The organism is Saccharopolyspora kobensis (genome assembly GCF_900108315.1).
Lineage (GTDB): Bacteria > Actinomycetota > Actinomycetes > Mycobacteriales > Pseudonocardiaceae > Saccharopolyspora > Saccharopolyspora kobensis.
In genome coordinates this window covers 126,396-139,713 of record NZ_FNVB01000008.1, presented here as the reverse complement: position 1 = coordinate 139,713, position 13,318 = coordinate 126,396, and the positions used below count along the sequence as shown (strand labels likewise).

Below are 13,318 nucleotides of genomic sequence, written 5' to 3'. Positions count from 1 at the left end.
CGCACCGTCGACCAGTCCGACGCCGAGCGCGATCAGCGGCCCAGGCCAGCGGAGCGACGCCGATCGAGCGGCACTCATCGCGTCTGGCGAGCTCGCCGTCGGGGAGGTTCTGCACCGGCCGCATGGTCCCGCTAACGGGTGCAAGCAGAGTGCTTGCAAGAGTTAGCACTCGTGCGTATCGTGGTCGGTGACCGGAGAGGTGCCAGCCCGTGGAACGTGTGGACAAAGCAGTCAACAAGGCCGTGAACCAGGCGGTCAGCGACCTCGGCGGCTACATCCGGACGCAACGCAACAACGCCCAGATCTCGTTGCGGCAGCTGGCGAAGCTCGCCGGCGTGTCGAACCCGTACCTGAGCCAGGTCGAACGCGGGTTGCGCAAGCCGAGCGCGGAGATCCTGCAGCAGATCGCCAAGGGGCTGCGGATCTCAGCCGAAGCGCTCTACGTGCAGGCCGGGATCCTGGAGCGCCGCGAGAGCGGGCCGGTGGTCGATGCGATCCTCGCCGACCCCCAGCTCGACGAGCGGCAGAAGCAAGTGCTTCTGGACATCTACGCCTCGTTCCGGCGCGAGCACGACGACCGGCCGGTCGAGGACAGCCAGCAATCCGAGGAGTGACCACCCATGCCGGGTTTCCCGAAGACCGAGGACGTGAACAAGGTCCGCGAGCAGGCCGAGAAGGCGTTCGGCGACGCCGTCGAGCAGGCCCGCACGCCGCTGCTCGCCGCGCTCGGCGCCGGTGACCTCGCCGCGCAGGCCCTGCTGGAGGCGGTCAACAAGGTCCGCACCCAGCTCAACGAGCGCGCCGAGGCGGCCCGCCAGGAGCTGCCCAGCGACCTGGAAGAGCTGCGCGGCAAGCTCGACCCGGCCGAGCTGCGCAAGCGCGTCGACGCCTACAGCCAGACGGCCAAGCAGCTCTACGACTTCCTGGCCGAGCGCGGCGAGGAGACCCTGCACCGGCTGCAGGACCAGCCGCAGGTCAAGAAGGTCTGGAGCCAGGTCGGCACCGCGCAGGACAAGGTCGAGGACACGGTGGATGAGGTCCGCGACCTGGCCGACGACGTCCTGGGCAAGGTCAGCCGCCCGTTCACCAAGACCGAGGAAACCCCAGCCGAAGAAACCCCGGCCGAGGAAGCCTCGGCGGAGAAGGCGGAGAGCGCGGAGGAGCCCAAGCCCGCCGCGACCCGCAAGCCGGCGGCCAAGTCGACGGCGAAGAGCACGACGAAGCCGGCGGCGAAGAAGACCACCAAGCCCAGCGAAAGCTGAGCCCCTCCCGTCCCCCCGTCCCGCAATTTCAATTGAAATTGGACGTTCGATTTCAATTGAAATTGCACACCCTCCGGTGTGTCGTCGTCCGACACGCCGGGGGGTTGCAGGTTTCGCTGAGATCGCCCAGTTGAGGTTGGTGGCGAATGGTCGCCCCGATCGGTGCGGGTGGGGCCGGGGGCACGTGGACGTGCTCGCCGCGCACGGCCATCGGTGACCGCGCGCACGGCCATCGGTGAGCGTCAGTGGGCGTCCGCCATCGGTGAGCGTCGGTGGGTGTCCGCCGTCTGTGGTCGTCGGTGGGCGCGTCCGCCGTCGGTGGGGGCGCTCCGTTGGTGAGCGTCGGTGGGTGCCCGCGTGGACGCCCGGCACGTAAGGTGGAGGCGTGGATTTCACCGGCTTGGCCTTGTACCAGTGGATCTTGCTGGCGATCTGGATCGTGTGCATCCCGGTCGGGATCTTCGCGTTCGTGCACGCCGCGCTGCAGCGTCCTGACGCGTTCACCGCCGTGGACAAGCTGAGCAAGGCGAAGTGGCTGCTCATCACGGGTGCCGCCGCGGTGCTGCTGATCCTGGACCAGCGCGGCCCCTACGGGATCATCTGGATCGCCGGGCTGATCGCCTCGCTGGTCTACATCGTCGACGTGCGCCCGAAGGTGCGGGAGATCCAGGGGCGGTCCTGGTAGTGCTGTCCCGCTGGACGACGCACGGCCGCGGTGGGCCGGTGACGCTGGTCGTGCACGGCTTGGGCGCGACCGAGGGCGAGGCCCGGATCCCGTCGTCCGGGCTGCCGGGCACCCGCGTCGTCGTCACGCTGCCGGGGCACGGCAAGGCCCCGGACGCTCCGCCCGGTTACTGGAACTACGCGACGATCGCCGCGGACGTCCTCGCGATCGCCGACGAGGTGGGAGCGACGCGTGCGGTCGGTGTTTCGCTGGGTGCGGGTGCCCTGACCCGCATCGCCGCCGAGCACCCCGACCGGTTCGAGCGGCTGGCGCTGCTGCTCCCGGCCGCCTTGGACCGGCCCCGCGACGTCGCGGCGACCTGGTCCTTCGAACGTCTCGCCGATGCGGTCGGTGACCCGGAGGAGCTGCGGAAACTCGTCGCGGCGGATCTCCCGGCAGGCGCCGAGGTCGGGGACTACGCCGAGCAGCGCGCGGCCGCGTTGATGCGCCTCGAAGACGCCCTCCGCGAGCTCCCCGAGCAAGCACCGCTGGCCGACGCGGCCCCGCTGGGCTCCGTGGGCTCGGACGTGCTCGTCGTAGGCGCCACCGACGACCCGCTGCACCCGGCGGAGGTGGCCAAGGCGGTGGCCGCCGCCTTCGCCCGCGCGCGGCTGGAGATCTTCCCCTCGCCCGCGCCCATGCTCACGCACCGCCGCGAGCTGCGCGGACTCCTGGTGGACTTCCTGGGGTGAGCCACTTCACCGGTGGCCGGCGGCGGTTCGTATTGTCGTGCCATGGGTGCTGATTGGGCTTTGGCCGCAGGAACGCTGGACGTGACATCGGCGCTTGAGCGCCTCGACCTGCTCGCCGACCCGGTGGCGACATCGGTCCGGCAGCTCGACGACGCGCGCATCGGGGCGACCGAGATCGATCCGGAGCTGGCGGACACCGCGGCGTTCTGCGAGAAGTACGGCTCACCGCTGGAGCTGTCGGCGAACTGCGTGGTCGTCGCGGGCAAGCGTGCGGGCGAGGTCCGCTACGCCGCGTGCGTGATCCTGGCGACGACCCGCGCTGACGTCAACGGCGTGGTCAAGCGACGCCTGGACGTCCGCAAGGCGTCCTTCGCGCCGATGGACGACGCGGTCGAGCTGACCAGCATGGAGTACGGCGGCATCACGCCGTTCGGCCTCCCGGCGGACTGGCCGGTGCTGATCGATCAGGAGGTGGCGAACGCACCGGCGCTGGTGGTCGGCAGCGGCGTCCGCCGCAGCAAGCTGATCACGCCGGGCGAGGTCCTGACCAACCTCCCCAACGCAGAAGTCCTGGAAGGCCTGGGCCGCTGAAGTCGCGAGTGCGCAGCCGGGCCGGAACCCGGCTGCGCACTCAGCTTCGAGTCCTCCTCGCCGCCGTCGCCGGAGCCGGAGCAGAATCCGTCCGAAGTGGACTGTGCTCGGTGGACGTGCTGCCGACGTCTCGTCCCCGTCGGTTCCTGAACGTTGATTTCGCCACGCTCACCACAGATCCCTTGGCGCGGCTTCGTTTTCGCGACCGTTTCGGCACCGGGACGGCTACGCGTTGGCGGCGGCGCGGGCGTCGGTGATCATGTCGTCGAGGATCGCTCGGGAGGCCAGCAGGTCGTCGATCATGCCGTTGATCCGCTCCCGCTCCTCGCAGAGATCCGCGACGACTTCGGTCGTCGGCTTGGAGTGCCCGCCGAAGACGCACGGGAAGATCTCGGCCATCTTCGCGCTCGGCACGCCGGCGCTGATCAGCCGCTGCACCAGGGCGACCTTGTCCACATCGGACGCGGCGTACTCCCGGTGGCCGCCCGGGGTGCGGGTGGCGGAGAGCAGGCCCTGCTGCTCGTAGTAGCGGAGCGCCCGCACGCTGGCCCCGGTGCGCCGGGACAGTTCACCGATCCGCATCGTGTGCTCCATCACCTTCGGTTGAACCTGACACGCGCGTCAGATTCTACCGTCATCGGCATGACGAACTCGCTGCTCAAGCCGTACGAACCGATGTCGCTGCCGAACCGGATCGCGATGGCCCCGATGACCAGGTTCCGGGGCGACGAACAGGGCGTTCCCCAGCCGTTCGTGGCGGAGTACTACGCGCAGCGCGCGGGCGCCGGGCTGATCGTGACCGAGGGGATCTGGCCGAGCGTGCAGGGGCAGGGCGCCCTGCGCGGGCCTGGCCTGGTCTCGCCGGAACAGGTCGTGGGCTGGCGCGCGGTCACCGATGCCGTGCACGCCGCAGGCGGGCGGATCTTCGCGCAGCTCATGCACGCCGGGCGGCTGACCGTTCCGGACAACAACCTCGGCGGGCTGCACCCGATCGCGCCTTCGCCGGTGCCTGCGGACATCGAGCTGCACACCGCCGGCGGCAAGGTGCGCGCGCTGGTCCCACGCGAGATGACCACTGCGGACATCGCGCAGGCGATCGACGAGCACGTGGCTTCAGCGCGGCGGGCGATCGACGCGGGCTTCGACGGGGTTGAGCTGCACGGCGCCAACGGCTACCTGCTGCACCAGTTCCTCGCCGACAACACCAACGTCCGCAGCGACCGGTACGGCGGCGCCGGGCGCATCCGGTTCGCCGTCGGGGTGGTCGAGGCCGTGGCAGGTGCGATCGGCGCGGGCCGGGTCGGAATCCGCCTGTCGCCGGGGAATCCGCTCACCGGGCTCGTCGAAGCCGATCCCGCGCCGGTGTACCGAGCGCTGGTCGACGCCCTGGAACCGCTGGGCCTCGCGTACCTGCACCTGACCGACAACAGCCGCTACCGGGCGCTGCGCGATCTCCGTCCACGTTGGACCGGAACGCTGATCGGCAACACCGGTTTCGGGCATCCGACCACGGCGGAGTCCGGTGCGGCGCTGATCGAGGACCAAGGCGCCGACCTGGTCTCCTTCGGCCGGTTGTTCATCTCCAACCCGGACCTGCCGCAGCGATTCGCCACCGGAGCTCCGCTGGCCGAGGTCGAGGAGAGCACCCTCTACACCCACGGCCCGCAGGGCTACTCCGATTACCCGGCCGCGACCTGATCAGAACACCACGGTGCGGCGGTTGTGGACCAGGACGCGGTCCTCGAGGTGGGCGCGGAGGCCGCGGGCGAGCACCAGCTTCTCGATGTCGCGGCCCTTGCGGACCATGTCCGCCACGTCGTCGGTGTGGTCCACGCGGATCACGTCCTGCTCGACGATCGGGCCGGCGTCCAGCTCCGCCGTCACGTAGTGGCAGGTGGCGCCGATCAGCTTCACGCCGCGGTCGTAGGCCTGGTGGTAGGGCCGGGCGCCCGCGAACGACGGCAGGAAGCTGTGGTGGATGTTCAGCGCGCGGCCCGCCCACTCCTCGCACAGCTCGGGCGGCAGGATCTGCATGAAGCGGGCCAGCACGATCGCGTCCGGGTCGTGCTCGTCCACCAGCTTCTGGACCTGGCCGAAGGCATCCGCCTTCTCCTCCGGGGCCTTGCCGAAGGGCACGTGGTGGAACGGGACGCCGTGCGCTTCGGTGATCGGGCCGAGATCCGGGTGGTTGCCGATCACCGCGCGCAGGTCCACCTCCAGCTCGCCGGAGCTGATCCGGCCGAGCAGGTCGTGCAGGCAGTGGCCGTCCTTGGACACCAGGGCCACCACCCGGCGGCGCTCGCCGGTGTCCGAGACGCGCCAGCTGCTCTCACCGCCGAACTCCTCGGCCACGGCGGCGAACCGCTCGCGCAGCTCGTCGATGCCGAACGGCAGCGAGTCGGCGCGGACCTCCTGCCGGGTGAAGAACCAGCCGGTCTCGAGATCGGTGTGGTAACCGGCCTCGACGATCCAACCGCCGAAATCGGCGAGGAAGGTCGAAATCCGGGCCACGATGCCGGTCCGGTCAGGGCAGCCGAAGCTGATCACGAAACGCCGCTCGGGAGTGCTCACGATCAGTCATTATCCCAGGTGGCGGAGGCCCTGCAGCTCAGGGGCGACCCTGTCGTGACGTCCGCGACAAGGTCCCGGGAGCAACCCGCCACGCCGTCCGGTCGCCCCAACGGCCGCCTCGCTTCACCCGGGCCATGGTCGATTCGCGCGAAATCGACCAGCCGCCCCCGCATCCGAACGTCGGACTGGTGTTTGCGCAGGTGGGGGTGCTCGGTGCGGAATCACCGGAAAGTGATCACCGGGTTCGGGCGGCGGGTGCGTCGCGGGTGGCTGCTCGGTGCTCGGTGGGGCGGAGGCCGAGCGTGCGCTTGAAGGCGACGCTGAGGGCGTAGGCGTTGGAGTAGCCGACCTGGTGGGCGATGGCGTCGACCGTCGCGTCGGTTCGGGCCAGCAGGTCGGCGGCTCGGGCGATGCGCCACTCCGCGAGGTAGGTCATCGGCGGCTGGCCGACGAGCTCGCGGAACCGCTCCGCGAACGTCGCCCGCGACAGGCCCGCTTCGGCGGCCAGCTTCGCCACCGTCCACGGCTGCGCCGGGTTCTCGTGGACGAGGCGCAGGGCCCGGCCGATGTGCGGGTCCTGGTGCGCCCGGTACCAGGCCGGGGCTCCGGAGTCCGCGCGGTCGAACCACTCCCGCAGGGTGGCGACCAGGTGCAGGTCGAGCAGCCGGTCCAGCATCGCCTGGCGGCCCGGTTTGTCCTGCTGGATCTCGTCGACGATCAGGTCCAGGGTCGGGCAGTCGGCCGCGGCGGCCGGCAGCACGGCGATCGGCGGCAGCGCGGCCAGCACTCGCTGCGAAACGCTGCCCTGCACCTGGTACGTGCCGGTGAGCAGCACCGTCGGCCCGCTGAACTCGCCGCGCATGCCCTGGTGCGCGCACCTGTCGCGGCCCGCGGTGGTCGGGCCGTCGGAGACCGAGAACGGCCCCCGCACGATGGCCTCGTCGTGCAGCCCGAGCCGCACGGGTTCGCCGTCGTCGGGCAGCACCCAGGCCTCGCCGCTGACCATGGTCAGCAGGGTCAGCGCTTCTTCCCCGAACCGGATCGACCACGGCGGGCAGAGCACCGACCGGTCGAACAGCGCCCCGCTGGAGCGGACGTCGAGCAGCAGGCCGGACAGCGCGTCATCCACGGCACGAGCCTAGACGCGCGAACATCCTTCCCGGCTTTCCAGCCATCCACAGTCCGGCGCCACCGCTGTTGGGTGAAGGCATGGGCAGCCCAAACCGAGACCCGCTCAACCGCGTCTCAGGGGACCGTGACGCAACCCGACCACGAGAAACCGCGAAACGTGAGATTCAGTCGGACGCGACCACCACTGGGGATCGCGGAGAGGCGGGGCGGCGTGCCGGCCTCGCCTTCCTGCTGCTGCCCACGCTGCTGCTGGCCGTCGACCTCGGCGTGCTGTGGATGGCGGTTCCGCAGCTGTCCGCGGACCTGGGCCCGACCAGCACCGAACTGCTGTGGATCAACGACAGCTACGGCTTCGCGATGGCCTGCCTGCTGGTCCTCGGCGGCAACATCGGCGACCGGTTCGGCCGTCGCCGCCTGCTGATGATCGGCCTGGCCGTGTTCACCGCCGCTTCGGTGCTCGCCGCCTGCGCGTGGAGCCCGGCGGTGCTGATCGCGGCCCGGGTGCTGCTGGGGACCTCCAGCGCGGCCATCATCCCGTCCACGCCGGCCCTGATCTCCGGGATGTTCCGCGACACCCGGCGCCGGGCCAGGGCCATCGCGCTGTGGGTGACCACGCTGTCCACCGGGATCGCGCTGGGGCCGGTGCTCAGCGGTGTGCTGCTGGCGCACTTCTGGTGGGGCTCGGTGTTCCTGGTCGGAGTGCCGGTCCTGGTGGTCGCGCTGATCGGCGTGCCGGCCACGGTCCCCGAGCTCGCCGATCCCGACGTGACGCCGCTGGACCGGCTCAGCGTGCCGCTGCTGCTGATGACCCTGCTGCCGCTCGTCTACGCCATCAAGCACTTCGGCGAGCACGGTCTCGACGCCCCGCTGCTGGTCGCGGTGGCCGCGGCGGTGGTCTTCGGCGCGCTGTTCGTGCGGCGCCAGCGGAGCATCGACAACCCGCTGCTGGACCTCGACCTGTTCCGCGACCGCGCCTTCGTCGCCGCGCCGCTGCTGCTGTTCACCGGGTTGGCCGCGATGAACGGCGTGGAGTACCTGATGCCCCAGTACCTCCAGCTCGTCGGCGGTGTGGCGTCGCTGGAGGCGGGATTGCTGATGGTGCTGCCCGCCGTCGGGCTGGCGCTCGGATCGCAGCTGACGCCGCTGCTGGCCCGGCGCGCGGGACCGGCTCGCGTGATCGCCGCGGGCGCGGCGGTCGCGATCGCCGGGTTCGCGCTGATCGCCACCGCGCCGGGAGTCGCGACGGTCACCGCGGGCACGACCGTGATGATGCTGGGGCTCGCGCCGATCACCGTGCTGGGGACGAACATCGCGGTGAGCGCCGCCGCTCCGGAGAAGGCCGGGCAGGCCTCCGCGATCGGGCAGACCAGCTACGAGCTCGGCCTGGCCTTCGGCATCGCCGCCACCGGCAGCCTGGTCTCGGCCGTGTACCGGGACCACGTGCGGACCTACGCGCCGGAGGGAGTTCCGTCGGACGTGGTCGCCGAGGTCGCGGGAAACCTGGGCGGCGGCGCGGCGGTTCCGGCGCTGGCGGACGTGGCGCGCGCGGGATTCACCTCCGGCTTGCAGGCGGCGGCGATCGTCAGCGGTTGTCTCGCCGTGCTGCTGGCCGTGTTCGCGCTGGTGCTGCTCGAGCGGTCGCGGACCGAGCAGCGGGAGGCCGAGCCGGTCGGCTGACTCAGCGGCCGGCGATCAGGTCGGCCAGCGCGGTGTCGCCGGTGACCACGGCCGTGCTCGGGCGGCCCCAGACCCGCCGGTACACCGCGTCGGCCGTGCCGGCGATCGTCGCGTCGGCCTCCAGCGCGGTGCCGCTCGCCGGTCCGGCCTGCGGCGGTTCGCCGGGCCGGAACTCCACCAGCCACGCCCTGCCCGCGTCCGGTGCGTGCACGAGCACTTCGCCCTCGATCTCGGATTCGGACCAGTCGCCGAGCGGGAGGAGCGAGACGAGGAACTCGTCGATGCCGTCGGCGGCCAGCTCCGGGTCGAAGATCAGCTCGTGCACGTGGTCCGGGCCCAGTCCGGCGAGGGCGTGTTCGGCGTCCAGGCGGTGGATCGCCGTCTCGTGCGCTGCCCGGCGGAGCCAGGTGCGCGGTGTGCCGCCGGGGTGGAACCACCGCACCGGCCGATCCGGATCCACTGTGGACAAGGAGTGCCGCAGTTCGGCCAGCCGTTCGTCCCACCAGGTCAGCACGTCGTCGAAATCGGCCGGTGGGCGCGGAACCTCGGGTCGGGGGCTGCCCGGTTCCAGGTGCAGCGAGCGCTCGATCCTGGCGTACGCCTGCGCCAGGTGCTGCACCAGCTGGCGGACGTCCCAACCCGGGCAGGTCGAGACCTCGGTGTTCGGCCCGGCCTGGAGCGCGGCGCTGCGGAAGGCCACGGCCTGGTCGTGAAAAGCGTGCTGCAGGAACTCGCTCGCCATGCCCCCACCCTAGGCCCGCAAGCCCTCCGCCGGCCCTCCCGAAGACGCGATTTCAATGGAAATCGGAGGCCTGATTTCCATTGAAATCGCGCGAGTCATCCCCAGGTGCCGGTGTGTCGGGGGCCGACACACCGACGGCGCGCAACTTCCATTGAAATCGGACGTCTGATTTCCATTGAAATTGCGGGGGAGCGCGGAGTCATGGGTCTGGCGCGACGGTGGACCAGGGGACGGTCAGCTCGCCGAGGCGCCAGCGGCGGTGCCGGTCCAGGACCGGCCAGCCGCGGTCGGCGAACAACCGCACCGCGTGCGCCCAGCGGGCCCTGGGCCCGAACGGGGCCATCGGCGCCGCCGTCGCCCAGCAGGCGTCGAGCTCCGCGAGCATCGCGTGCACCTTCTCGCCGGGCACGTTGCGGTGGATCAGCGTCTTGGGCAGTCGTTCGGCCAGGTCGGAGGGCTTCTCCAGGTCCGAGGGCAGGCAGGCCATGGTGAAGGTCAGCGGCCCGCCGCGGTCCAGCACCACCCAGCAGCAGCGGCGCCCGATCTCATCGCAGGTGCCCTCAACCAGCAGCCCGTCCGGGCCCAGCCGGGCGCACAGCTCGTCCCAGTACTTCCACGCCTCCGCCTCGGAGTACTGCCGGAGCACGTTGAACGCGCGCACCAGCGCCGGGCCGGGGAAGTCGCGGATCCCGGCGGCCAGCCCGGCCAGCTCGAAGCCGCCGCGGCGGAAATCCAGCGCGGGCGGATCGGCCACCGCCTTGCCCGCCGCGACCCGGTCCGGGTCGATCTCCAGGCCGACCACCCGCAGCGCCGGGTGCAGCGGGCGCAGCCGATCGGCCAGTTCCACGGTGGTCACCGGCGTCGCGCCGTAGCCGAGGTCGATCACCACCGGTTCCGCCGCGTCCCGCACCGCGGCCGCGACCCACGGCGTGCCGAGGATCCAGCGGTCGACGCGGCGCAGCCGATTCGGGTTCGTCGTGCCCCTGGTGGGCATGCCGAGAGCGCGGGCCCGGCCGGCGGCCAGCCGCGGTGCCCGCTTCTTCGGGACCGAAGTCATGCCCGGCGGGCCAGCCATTCGGCGGTGAAGCGCTCCTCGGCGCTGAGCAGCTTCTGCACCTGGTCGGCGACGAGGTCCTCCATCTTGCCGCCCACGAACGGCACGTTGACCCGCACGTTGCCCGCCACCACGAACTCGCTGTCGGCCGATTCGGTCATGTCGCGCAGCCACATCGAGCCGGTGATGGTGCACGGCGCCCCGGCGATCTCGGCGGCGATCTCACCGGTGTAGTGCCCGTCCTCCTCGCGCCGCCACGACTCGCTGCGGTCGATCGTCAGATCGCTGCCGACCATGGTGCGCGCCACCGAGGGCAGCGAGTCGGCGGGCACCGAGTGGCGGATCTGGAACCGCGCGCCGTCGTCGGTCGCCACGTGCTGCACCAGCTCGGCGTTGGTGCCGCCGAGCTCCGCCAGCCGGTCGTTGAGGTAGTCGATGTCGATCAGCGCCTCGTACAACCGGACCGCGGGCCACTCTGAGGTGCTTCGGTGCTCGATGCGGCGTGCCATGCAGCGGAGGTTACCTTTGGCAACCGTGAACCCCTCCATGTCCGGTGCCGAAGAAGTGCGCGGCGACACAGCGCTGCCCGGCGAGCGCACCGGTGTCCCGCTGGCCGACCACACCACCCTGCGGCTGGGCGGACCGGCTGCCGGTCTGGTGGTCGCGACCAGGCCCGACGAGATCACCGACGCGGTGCGCGCGGCCGACGCGGGCGGGCACCGCCTGCTGGTGCTGGGCGGCGGGTCGAACGTCGTGGTGGCCGACGAGGGGTTCGACGGCCACGTGGTGCGCATCGCCACCAAGGGCCGCCAGTACGACAGCGTCGGCGACGGGCTGGTGCAGCTGACCGCGGAGGCGGGCGAGGACTGGGACGAGGTCGTCGCCGACACCGCGCGCCAGGGCCTGGGCGGGCTGGAGTGCCTGTCCGGCATCCCCGGCCTGACCGGCGCGACGCCGGTGCAGAACGTCGGCGCGTACGGCGTGGAGGTCTCGGAGCTGCTGGTCTCGGTCGACCTGCTCGACCGGCGCACCGGCCAGGTCCGCACCGTCCCGGCCGGTGAGCTGGGCCTGACCTACCGCAACAGCGTCCTCAAGCACAGCGACGCCGCCGTGGTGCTGCGCGTCCGGTTCATGCTGCGCGACGACGACCGCTCGGCGCCGATCCGGTACGGCGAGCTGGCCCGCGCGCTCGACGTCGAGCCGGGCACGCAGGTGGACGTGGCGAGCGCGCGCGAGGCCGTGCTGGCGCTGCGGCGCGGCAAGGGCATGGTGCTCGACCCGGCCGACCACGACACCTGGAGCGCCGGCTCGTTCTTCACCAACCCGATCGTCGGCGAGGCCGAGCTGCCCGAGGTGCTGGCGCGCATCACCGCGCGCGTCGGCGCCGACCAGCGGATCCCGCAGTACCCGGCCGACGGCGGGGTCAAGCTGTCCGCGGCGTGGCTCATCGAGCGCGCCGGGTTCGCCAAGGGCCACCGGGGACCGGGCGGCCGGGCGGGGCTGTCCACCAAGCACACCCTCGCGCTGACCAACCGCGGCGGCGCCACCACCTCGGACCTGCTCATTCTTGCGCGTGAAGTTCGGGACGGAGTACGCCTGGCCTTCGGCGTTTCGCTGGCACCCGAGCCCGTCTTGGTGGACTGTTCGCTGTAGCAGCCGAAGAGCCGAACGGCCGTAAGAGTGACTCTTCGTGACTGATGCGTAACCCTGAGTGTTAAATGGTGTAGGTGGAGGGGGCCACCATGCTGAGCATCAGGGAGCTTAGGGATCGGGCCGTGATACGCCCGATCAAACGGGCCGTCGAGGATCAGCTGCTCGACCTGCCCGGAGTGACGGCTGTCGACATCGGCGCGCAGCACCGCGCCGGACGCAGCACCGGCCAACAGGTCATCGTGGTGTCGGTGGTGCGCAAGAAGCCGCGCGAGCAGCTGAAACCCGGTGCCTGCGTGCCCGCGGACGTCTTCGGCATCCCGACCGACGTCATCGAGGAGCAGCCGGTCCTGCAGCACATCCACTGCGCCGAGAACGAGCCGCTGACGCCGCGACCGCGGCGCGCCGAGCGGCCCGGGGTGATCTCCGGCGGCAGCGGGATCGCGCCGTGCCGCGCCGTCCACCTCGTGCCGCCGGACGTGGCGGCGGCCGGTCCGCACCGCCGGATCGGCACGCTGGGCGCGCTGGTGACCGGTGCCGCGCCGATGGTGGTCCCGATGGGCCTGACCACGTTCGACGTGGGCTGCCTGGACGACGGCTGGTCGGTGGGCGACCGGATGCTCGACCCGGAGGGCGGGCGGGTGCACGCCGAGCTCGCGCGGGCCGCGCTGTCCGGCCGGGTGGACGCGGCGGCGGTCGCTTTAGCGCCGGGATCGACGACGACCTGCGTGGTCGAGGGCATCGGGCCGATCACCGGGCCGGCGACGGCCTACCCGGGCGAGCGGGTGCGCAAGCACGGCTTCGGCACCGCGGTGACCGTCGGCGTCGTGACCTCGGTCGATGCGACGCTCCGGATCGACCACGGCGAAGCCCTCGGCGTCCGCATCCTGCGCGAGCAGATCCGCGTGGTGGGTCCGGAGGCGCGCTTCTGCGGGCCCGGCGACGCCGGTGCGGCTGTGCTCGGCCCGGGCGGCCGGGTGGTCGGCCTGCACGTCGCGGGCAGCTGCGACGGAGCGGTCGGCTTCGCCAGCCCCATCGCGGACGTCCTGGCGGAGCTGGACGTGGAGCTGTGCACCGAGCCCCAGCGCATCCACGCCTGAACTCCGGCGTCCGGTGGGGAGATCACAGTTCCAGTCGAGACCGTGGTTCTGCGGGCTTCGTGCGCCCGGTTGATGGGCAGCAGCTGCGAAGGGCGGCAGGCGCAACACCCTCCCTCGCGGCTCG

15 protein-coding genes are annotated in these 13,318 nt (G+C 71.6%); 9 read left to right on the top strand and 6 right to left on the bottom strand.

Translation table 11 applies throughout. The annotated features are described in order from the left end of the window. Positions 1–209: 209 nt before the first annotated feature. The 5 genes from C4T78_RS25740 to C4T78_RS25720 all read left to right on the top strand — a co-directional run bounded on the left by C4T78_RS25740 (position 210) and on the right by C4T78_RS25720 (position 3,269). Complete coding sequence (locus C4T78_RS25740) at positions 210–614, top strand: helix-turn-helix domain-containing protein (RefSeq protein ID WP_093145663.1); 405 nt, start codon at positions 210–212, stop codon at positions 612–614. Between the two features lie 6 nt (positions 615–620). Then, positions 621–1,262, top strand: a complete 642-nt coding sequence (locus C4T78_RS25735; RefSeq protein ID WP_093354131.1) for a hypothetical protein — start codon at positions 621–623, stop codon at positions 1,260–1,262. 385 nt (positions 1,263–1,647) lie between these two features. After that, the gene (locus C4T78_RS25730) at positions 1,648–1,947 is read left to right on the top strand and encodes a DUF2516 family protein (RefSeq protein ID WP_374703901.1); all 300 of its coding nucleotides are present in this window, start codon (positions 1,648–1,650) and stop codon (positions 1,945–1,947) included. A 38-nt stretch (positions 1,948–1,985) separates the two neighbouring features. After that, positions 1,986–2,678 carry an alpha/beta fold hydrolase gene (locus tag C4T78_RS25725; protein ID WP_235863614.1) on the top strand — a complete coding sequence of 231 codons (693 nt, stop codon included), beginning with the start codon at positions 1,986–1,988 and terminating at the stop codon, positions 2,676–2,678. A gap of 42 nt (positions 2,679–2,720) precedes the next feature. Then, positions 2,721–3,269: a YbaK/EbsC family protein gene (locus C4T78_RS25720; RefSeq protein ID WP_093354128.1), complete on the top strand. Its 549-nt coding sequence runs from the start codon at positions 2,721–2,723 to the stop codon at positions 3,267–3,269. 225 nt (positions 3,270–3,494) lie between these two features. Here the strand turns inward: C4T78_RS25720 and C4T78_RS25715 are convergent, their stop codons facing one another. Beyond that, positions 3,495–3,851, bottom strand: a complete 357-nt coding sequence (locus C4T78_RS25715; protein WP_093354556.1) for a MerR family transcriptional regulator — start codon at positions 3,849–3,851, stop codon at positions 3,495–3,497. Between the two features lie 60 nt (positions 3,852–3,911). Between C4T78_RS25715 and C4T78_RS25710 the strand changes: the two genes are divergently transcribed. After that, positions 3,912–4,967, top strand: a complete 1,056-nt coding sequence (locus tag C4T78_RS25710) for an alkene reductase (RefSeq protein WP_093354126.1) — start codon at positions 3,912–3,914, stop codon at positions 4,965–4,967. Here C4T78_RS25710 and purU read toward each other — a convergent pair whose 3' ends face one another. Together purU and C4T78_RS25700 are read right to left on the bottom strand one after the other, a co-directional pair. Beyond that, positions 4,968–5,840 (bottom strand): formyltetrahydrofolate deformylase, encoded by an 873-nt coding sequence (gene purU / locus C4T78_RS25705; protein ID WP_093354124.1) that lies wholly within the window; start codon positions 5,838–5,840, stop codon positions 4,968–4,970. Positions 5,841–6,075: 235 nt separating this feature from the next. Further along, on the bottom strand, positions 6,076–6,969 hold the full coding sequence (locus tag C4T78_RS25700; RefSeq protein ID WP_093354122.1) for an AraC family transcriptional regulator: 894 nt from the start codon (positions 6,967–6,969) through the stop codon (positions 6,076–6,078). Positions 6,970–7,133: 164 nt separating this feature from the next. Here C4T78_RS25700 and C4T78_RS25695 point away from each other — a divergent pair, with 164 nt between their 5' ends. Beyond that, positions 7,134–8,648 carry an MFS transporter gene (locus C4T78_RS25695; RefSeq protein ID WP_258958365.1) on the top strand — a complete coding sequence of 505 codons (1,515 nt, stop codon included), beginning with the start codon at positions 7,134–7,136 and terminating at the stop codon, positions 8,646–8,648. 1 nt (position 8,649) lies between these two features. Here C4T78_RS25695 and C4T78_RS25690 read toward each other — a convergent pair whose 3' ends face one another. The 3 genes from C4T78_RS25690 to C4T78_RS25680 all read right to left on the bottom strand — a co-directional run bounded on the left by C4T78_RS25690 (position 8,650) and on the right by C4T78_RS25680 (position 10,953). Further along, positions 8,650–9,390, bottom strand: coding sequence for a maleylpyruvate isomerase N-terminal domain-containing protein (locus tag C4T78_RS25690; protein ID WP_093354117.1), 741 nt, complete (start codon positions 9,388–9,390; stop codon positions 8,650–8,652). A gap of 199 nt (positions 9,391–9,589) precedes the next feature. Next, positions 9,590–10,465 (bottom strand): class I SAM-dependent methyltransferase, encoded by an 876-nt coding sequence (locus C4T78_RS25685; protein WP_093354114.1) that lies wholly within the window; start codon positions 10,463–10,465, stop codon positions 9,590–9,592. Then, positions 10,444–10,953 carry a DUF2505 domain-containing protein gene (locus C4T78_RS25680; protein ID WP_093354112.1) on the bottom strand — a complete coding sequence of 170 codons (510 nt, stop codon included), beginning with the start codon at positions 10,951–10,953 and terminating at the stop codon, positions 10,444–10,446. Before C4T78_RS25680 ends, C4T78_RS25685 begins: the two co-directional genes overlap by 22 nt. Positions 10,954–10,990: 37 nt before the next feature. Between C4T78_RS25680 and C4T78_RS25675 the strand changes: the two genes are divergently transcribed. Together C4T78_RS25675 and C4T78_RS25670 are read left to right on the top strand one after the other, a co-directional pair. Further along, positions 10,991–12,097 carry a UDP-N-acetylmuramate dehydrogenase gene (locus C4T78_RS25675; protein ID WP_093354109.1) on the top strand — a complete coding sequence of 369 codons (1,107 nt, stop codon included), beginning with the start codon at positions 10,991–10,993 and terminating at the stop codon, positions 12,095–12,097. Between the two features lie 122 nt (positions 12,098–12,219). Next, positions 12,220–13,194, top strand: a complete 975-nt coding sequence (locus tag C4T78_RS25670; protein ID WP_235863612.1) for a chymotrypsin family serine protease — start codon at positions 12,220–12,222, stop codon at positions 13,192–13,194. Positions 13,195–13,318: the final 124 nt, after the last annotated feature.

What these genes read in the sequence shown, in the direction of transcription:
- C4T78_RS25735 (WP_093354131.1), top strand. Translation starts at nt 621, where the DNA reads ATGCCGGGTTTCCCGAAGACCGAGGACGTGAACAAGGTCCGCGAGCAG.
- C4T78_RS25720 (WP_093354128.1), top strand. Translation starts at nt 2,721, where the DNA reads ATGGGTGCTGATTGGGCTTTGGCCGCAGGAACGCTGGACGTGACATCG.
- C4T78_RS25715 (WP_093354556.1), bottom strand. Translation starts at nt 3,851, where the DNA reads ATGCGGATCGGTGAACTGTCCCGGCGCACCGGGGCCAGCGTGCGGGCG.
- C4T78_RS25710 (WP_093354126.1), top strand. Translation starts at nt 3,912, where the DNA reads ATGACGAACTCGCTGCTCAAGCCGTACGAACCGATGTCGCTGCCGAAC.
- C4T78_RS25690 (WP_093354117.1), bottom strand. Translation starts at nt 9,390, where the DNA reads ATGGCGAGCGAGTTCCTGCAGCACGCTTTTCACGACCAGGCCGTGGCC.
- C4T78_RS25685 (WP_093354114.1), bottom strand. Translation starts at nt 10,465, where the DNA reads ATGGCTGGCCCGCCGGGCATGACTTCGGTCCCGAAGAAGCGGGCACCG.
- C4T78_RS25680 (WP_093354112.1), bottom strand. Translation starts at nt 10,953, where the DNA reads ATGGCACGCCGCATCGAGCACCGAAGCACCTCAGAGTGGCCCGCGGTC.
- C4T78_RS25675 (WP_093354109.1), top strand. Translation starts at nt 10,991, where the DNA reads ATGTCCGGTGCCGAAGAAGTGCGCGGCGACACAGCGCTGCCCGGCGAG.